The 5879-nt window shown below is 73.4% G+C and carries 7 protein-coding genes; 4 read left to right on the top strand and 3 right to left on the bottom strand.

Translation table 11 applies throughout. The features are described 5' to 3' along the window. Positions 1-128: 128 nt before the first annotated feature. The gene (locus tag AB0L34_RS32515; RefSeq protein ID WP_357465101.1) at positions 129-365 is read right to left on the bottom strand and encodes a hypothetical protein; all 237 of its coding nucleotides are present in this window, start codon (positions 363-365) and stop codon (positions 129-131) included. A gap of 143 nt (positions 366-508) precedes the next feature. Here AB0L34_RS32515 and AB0L34_RS32510 point away from each other — a divergent pair, with 143 nt between their 5' ends. Next, entirely contained in the window at positions 509-1666 is a 1158-nt protein-coding gene (locus AB0L34_RS32510) for a geranylgeranyl reductase family protein (RefSeq protein WP_363709353.1), read from the top strand. A gap of 115 nt (positions 1667-1781) precedes the next feature. Then, on the top strand, positions 1782-1970 hold the full coding sequence (locus AB0L34_RS32505) for a hypothetical protein (RefSeq protein WP_350712703.1): 189 nt from the start codon (positions 1782-1784) through the stop codon (positions 1968-1970). Positions 1971-2084: 114 nt separating this feature from the next. On the opposite strand, the gene AB0L34_RS32500 is transcribed toward AB0L34_RS32505, so the two are convergent. After that, entirely contained in the window at positions 2085-3875 is a 1791-nt protein-coding gene (locus tag AB0L34_RS32500; RefSeq protein WP_363709351.1) for a 5'-nucleotidase C-terminal domain-containing protein, read from the bottom strand. Positions 3876-4086: 211 nt separating this feature from the next. Here AB0L34_RS32500 and AB0L34_RS32495 point away from each other — a divergent pair, with 211 nt between their 5' ends. Further along, positions 4087-4989 carry an SDR family oxidoreductase gene (locus tag AB0L34_RS32495; RefSeq protein WP_363709349.1) on the top strand — a complete coding sequence of 301 codons (903 nt, stop codon included), beginning with the start codon at positions 4087-4089 and terminating at the stop codon, positions 4987-4989. Between the two features lie 23 nt (positions 4990-5012). On the opposite strand, the gene AB0L34_RS32490 is transcribed toward AB0L34_RS32495, so the two are convergent. Continuing rightward, complete coding sequence (locus AB0L34_RS32490) at positions 5013-5672, bottom strand: nucleotidyl transferase AbiEii/AbiGii toxin family protein (protein WP_357465107.1); 660 nt, start codon at positions 5670-5672, stop codon at positions 5013-5015. A gap of 17 nt (positions 5673-5689) precedes the next feature. Between AB0L34_RS32490 and AB0L34_RS32485 the strand changes: the two genes are divergently transcribed. After that, the coding region (locus AB0L34_RS32485; RefSeq protein ID WP_363709355.1) for a hypothetical protein at positions 5690-5879 on the top strand (190 nt) is incomplete at its 3' end.

The following is a 5879-nucleotide window of genomic DNA, read 5'->3' as shown; positions in this document are numbered from 1 at the left end:
AGGCGGTGGCGTCGGCCGGTCGCGGCGTACGCGCCGCGCTCATCGTGCCTCCCGTGGACCGGTGGTCGGGCATCGCTGTCCGCTACCCCGGTCCCCGGGAGGCGAATCGTGGCGGGCCGCCCGCCGGGTCACGCCAACTGTTGGGCGCAGAACCGGGGGCCGAAGTCCAGACCGGCCATCGGCGAGTCCTCGCGGTGCAGCAGGTTCTTCTCGGTGAGCAGGTGCAGTGGCGCGCGCAACTGCTCCTCGGTCAGCCCGGCCTCCTGGGCGATCAGGTCCGGGTACGGCACCTGCCCGCGCGCCTCCAGGGCCGCGACGGCGTCGTACACCCGTTCCTCGACGTCCGACAGTTGGACCTGCCGCATGATGTCCTCCTTCGCCTTGCCCGCCCCACGGGCGGTTGCGCCGCGCGGTTACCCCGTGGCCGGCCGAAGATGCCCACCCGATCGGGCGGTGATCCGGTCGCGCCGACGCCCCCGGAACCGGCCTCCTGGCATACGCTGCACCGGTGATCATCTGGGATCTCGCCGTCGTCGGCGCCGGCCCCGCCGGCCTCTCCGCCGCCCATGCCGCCGCCCGCGCGGGCCTGCGCACACTCGTGCTGGAACGGGCCGCCCACCCCCGCTACAAGACCTGCGGGGGCGGCCTGATCGGCACCTCGCTCGCGGTGGTCGCCGACCGGATCGACGTCCCGGCGCACGACCGGGTGGACCGGGTCACGTTCACCCGGGACGGGCGACGCCGGTTCACCCGACGGCACCCCGACGGCCCGCTGGTGACGATGGTGCGGCGTGAGGAGTTCGACGACCGGCTGCGCGTCGCCGCGGTCGCGGCCGGCGCCGAGGTCCGTGAGCGCGCCGCGGTCCGCGCCGTCGAGCAGGACCCCGAGGTCGTACGCCTGCGGCTGGCCGACGGGGAGACGGTGCGGGCGCGGGCCGTGGTCGGCGCGGACGGCTCCTCGGGCGTGACGGCCCGGCACGTGGGGGTCCGCCACCGGCAGGTCGACCTGGGACTGGAGTTGGAGTTGCCGGTGCCGCCGCGGGAGCAGGACCGCTGGCGGGGCCGCGTGCTGCTGGACTGGGGCCCGCTGCCCGGCTCGTACGCCTGGGTCTTCCCGAAGGGCGACCGGCTCACGGTCGGTGTGATCGCCGCTCGGGGCGAGGGGGAGCGGACCCGGGCCTACCTGCGCGCGTTCGTCGACCGGCTGGGTCTGTCGGGGGTGGAGCCGGCGCACGACTCGGGGCACCTGACCCGCTGCCGCGCCGAGGACTCCCCGCTGCATCGGGGCCGGGTGCTGGTGGCGGGCGACGCGGCGGGGCTGCTGGAGCCGTGGAGCCGGGAGGGCATCAGCTACGCGCTGCGCTCCGGCGAGCTGGCCGGCGTCGCGGTCGCCGCGGGTGACCTGGCGGGCTACGAGCGGGCGGTGGCGCGGGACCTGGTGCCCTCGATGCGCGCGGGGCACCGGCTGCTGGACGTGTTCGCGCGTCGGCCGGAGGTCTTCCACGCGCTGCTGGCGACCCCGCCGGGCTGGCGGATGTTCGTGCGGTTCTGCCAGGGGCGGGCGAGCTTCGACGAGACGTTGGGCAGGGCCCCGGTGCGGGCGGCGCTGGCGCTGCTGGACCGGCTGCCGGCCCCCCGCGCGCCGCTGGCGAAGCTGCCGTCCTGACCGGGTGGACGGAGGTCGCCGACCCTGTCTTTCCACCCAGGATCCTAGGATGCTCTAGGGGTGGTGACGCCGGGCGCCCCGGGCGGAGAATGACGGCGTCGAGGGGGGAGAGCAGATGGCAGAGGACCGCTCCGAGTCGCCGTTCACCGACGACGAGTACGCCTTCCTGCGGCACGTGCGCTTCGGCGAGATGCCGCCGGCGGTCCCGCCCGAAGAACGGGTCGCGCTGACCGAGACCGAGCCGCGCCGGGACCGACCGGATTCGGAGGCTTCGGACCGGTGGGACCTGCGGCACGGTGCCTGACGGCGCGTCGCGCGCGACGGCGTCGCCTCGTCCGCGCGCGACCAGCCCGGGATGTGGGCCGGTACGCGGACGGGCCGCGGGCGATCCGCCCACGGCCCGTCCGGTGATCGTCGGTCAGAAGACCGGCACGCCCTCGCGCACCAGCTTCCAGTTCGGCTGGTAGAAGTCGGCCGGGTCGATCGCGCCCTCGGCCTGCGCCCAGTCGATCAGCAGTTGACGGATCTCCTGCTGCTCGTTGTAGACCTGGGTCTTCACGATGCCGGGGAAGTTGCCGCCGCCGCTGCGGCGGTAGTTGTTCACCGCCACCACGAACTGCGCGTTGTCCGCCACCGGGGTGTCGGTGCCGGGCAGCACCAGGCGGGTGATGCGCTGGCCCACCGGCCGGGAGATGTCGATGTCGTATTCCAGGCCGGAGAAGACGTCGTAGTTGTAGTCCGGCACCGCCGGGTCGCTGATCGTCTCCGGGTCGACCGGGGCGCCCGGGGCGAGGGTCCGGAAGTACTTCGCCGAGTACTCCAGGTAGGCCCGCACCTCGGCGCCGCTGAGCACGACGGCCTCGAGGGTGTTGTCGAAGACGTACAGCCCGGCCACGTCGCGGATCTTCACGTCGCCGGCGGGGAAGACCGCGGTCCGGCTGAACGGCGCCGCGATCGACAGCACCGGCAGGGTCGCGTACGACGTGCCGGTGAGCGCCTGGCCGACCACCTCGGTCTGGACGTGGTTGATGAAGTCCAGGATCGGGGTGTCCTTGTACCGGCTCTCCGCCGCCGACAGTTCCACGGTGGAGCGCGCCACGACCTGGTTGACGTACGCGACGGTCTTCTGGTGCTGGGCCCGCACGGCGGCGAGGACCTTCGGGTCCTCCACCACGGTGTTGGTGTTCAGCAGGGCGGCGGTCTTCTTGGTGATCTTCCACCGGCCCTTCTCGCGGGCCAGCGTGAAGTCCATCCGGCTCAGCCGTTGGCCCCACTTCGACGGCTCGGTGAGCAGCACCTGCTCGCCGGTCCGCGCGTTGGTCACGAACTTCTCGGCGACCTCGGCGTGGGCGTGGCCGAAGAGGATCGCGTCGATGCCGGGGACCTGCTCGGCGATGAGCGCCGTCGGGTTCTCGTTCGGCAGCTCCGGGCCGTAGCTGGAGGTGCCGCTGTCGCCGCCGTGCGCGGAGATCAGCACGATGTCGGCGCCGCGCTCCCGCATGATCGGGACGTACTTCGCGGCCGTGGCGACCATGTCGTCGAACCGCAGCTGGCCCTCGACGTTGGCCTTGTCCCAGATCGCGCTGCCCGGGTTGGTCAGGCCGAGGATGCCGACCCGCAGCGGCGGCGCGGCGAAGCCGACGGAGACCTTCTTGATGACGAACGGCAGGAAGGCCGGCTTGCCGGTGGCGACGTTGACGGCGTTGGCGGCCAGCGCCGGGAAGCCGAGCTGGGAGATCCACCTGGCCAGCAGCGGCAGGCCGTAGTTGAACTCGTGGTTGCCCAGCGTCACGGCGTCGTACCCGAGCACGTTCATGGCGTTGGCCATCGGGTGCGTCGCCCCGGTGGTGGTGATCGGCTCCTGCTTGGCGTAGAAGGTCGCCAGCGGCGTGCCCTGGATGGTGTCGCCGGCGTCGAGCACCAGCGTCGCCTTGCCCCGGCGCTCGGCGCGGATCTGGTTGACGAGGGTGGCCAGCTTGGCGACGCCGACGTCGTTGTGCTTGCTGTCGTCGTACTCGGCGTCCTTGTAGTAGTCCCAGTTGTAGACGTTGCCGTGGGTGTCCGAGGTGCCGAGGATCGTGAGGTCCCAGGTCCGCGACCGGGCCGCGCCGGCCGCCTGGGCGGGGGTGGCGGCGATCAGCGGGACGCTCGCCGCCGCGGCCGCGGCGGCGAGCACCGTCCGACGCGACGGGCCGGAGGGAGAGGTCATGACGTGCCCTTCCATGGGGTCGGGGCGCCTGGTGGGCGCCGAGCGCACCCTAACGAGCGGCCGTCACTCCTGCCACAGCAGCCCGAGGTGTCCCACACCACCAGCGTCCGTGGGCCGCTCGGTGTAACACCGCCCCGGCTGTTTCCGCCCGCCGGTTGCGGGTAGGGCGGTGGGATACCAAAAACCCGAGCAGGTGCGCGAGGAGACGTCGGTGAGCGAGGACCAGCACACCCCGCAGGACCCCACCAGCCAGTACGGCCAGCAGGAGGGGCAACCGGGGCAGCAGCAGACGCCGCCCGGCGCGACCGGCAGGATGACCCCGAAGCCGGACCACGGCGAGGAGTCGTACCACGGCAGCGGCAAGCTCGACGGCAGGCGGGCCGTGATCACCGGTGGCGACTCCGGCATCGGTCGCGCGATCGCCATCGCGTACGCCCGGGAGGGCGCCGACGTGCTCATCTCCTACCTGGGTGCGGAGGAGGACGCCGACGCCCGGGAGACCGTCCGGCTGGTCGAGGAGGCCGGCCGCAAGGGCGTCGCCGTACGCGGCGACATCACCGACCAGCGGCACTGCGAGGAGCTGATCGAGCGGGCCGTGCGGGACCTCGGCGGGATCGACATCCTGGTCAACAACGCCGCCTACCAGATGGCGCAGGAGAAGGGCATCCTCGGGATCAGCGACGAGCAGTTCGACCGGGTGCTCAGGACCAACCTGTACGCCATGTTCTGGCTCTGCAGGGCGGCGGTGCCGCACATGTCCGAGGGCTCGACCATCATCAACACCTCGTCGATCCAGGCGTTCGACCCGTCGCCGCAGCTGTTGGACTACGCCACCACCAAGGCGGGGATCGCCAACTTCACCAAGGCGCTCGCCGCCGACCTGGCGGAGCAGGGGATCCGGGTGAACGCGGTGGCGCCCGGCCCGATCTGGACGCCGCTGATCCCGGCGACCATGCCGCGGAAAAAGGTCGAGCAGTTCGGCCAGGACACCCCGGAGGGGCGCCCCGGCCAGCCGGCCGAGCTGGCCCCGGCGTACGTCTTCTTCGCCTCCCAGGAGTCCAGCTACGTCACCGGCGAGGTCCTCGGCGTGACGGGCGGCCGCCCCACCAAGTAATCCCCGCGCCCCCCGCGCCCGGGTCAGCGGGGCCAGACGGCGAGGCGGGCGCGGACGCGGGCGACGGCGGCGGCGTCCAGGCCGTAGCGGGCGAAGCGCCGGTCCGGCAGCCGGTCCAGGTAGCGGCCGGCGGCGCGGACGTCCGACGGATCCAGGGCCGGGTCGAGCTGGCGGGCCAGCTCCAGCAGCTCCGCCACGTCGTGCTGCTCCAGGGCCGCCGCCACGTCGATGTAGTCCCGGACCTCCCGCCGGTTCACCAGCGCGGCGGTCTTGTTCGCCATCAGGTCCCGCACGTCCATCACCGGGCCGAGGTCCATCACCACCGGGCTGCGGTGCCGGTCGAGGCGGGCCAGGCTGAGCCGGATCCGCCGCCCGTCCCGGCTCACCACGAAGTCCTTCAGGTCCCGGTCGAACCCGTCGAACAGCTCGGCCAGCTCGCTGTCCGGGTCGGCGTCGCTCACCTCGAAACCGGCCCGCTCCAGCGCCGCCCGCACCCCGTCCGCCGCCGCGGCGGCCGCCCCCTCGACGTCGGCGAAAAGGTCCACGTCCTCGGTCGGGCGGGTCACCAGCCCGTGCGCCGCCCAGGCCACGCCGCCACCGAGCACGAACCGGTACGGCCCGGCGGCGGACAGGGCGACGCGGGCCACCTCCCGGTAGAAGTCGTGCGGGTGCGCGGCGCTCACGCCGTACGCAGACCCCGGTGGCGGATCTCCCACGCCTGGCGTACGCCCCGGGGGAGGTTGAGCAGCCGCCACACCCGGCGCAGGGTGCGCCCGTTGATGAGCACGCGGAGGACGAGGGGCTCGACCCCGCCGCCGCCGACGCGGTGCTCGCCTCCGCGCTGGCGGCCACCCCGGCCGGGCACTCCGTGCTGCTGATCAGCCACCGGC

It is taken from the genome of Micromonospora sp. NPDC052213 (assembly GCF_040679695.1).
Lineage (GTDB): Bacteria > Actinomycetota > Actinomycetes > Mycobacteriales > Micromonosporaceae > Micromonospora.
This window is presented reverse-complemented; position numbering and strand designations above follow the sequence as displayed.

Bases quoted from the DNA above. Each gene is read 5' to 3' on its own strand.
- AB0L34_RS32515 (WP_357465101.1), bottom strand. From the start codon at position 365: ATGCGGCAGGTCCAACTGTCGGACGTCGAGGAACGGGTGTACGACGCC.
- AB0L34_RS32505 (WP_350712703.1), top strand. From the start codon at position 1,782: ATGGCAGAGGACCGCTCCGAGTCGCCGTTCACCGACGACGAGTACGCC.
- AB0L34_RS32500 (WP_363709351.1), bottom strand. From the start codon at position 3,875: ATGACCTCTCCCTCCGGCCCGTCGCGTCGGACGGTGCTCGCCGCCGCG.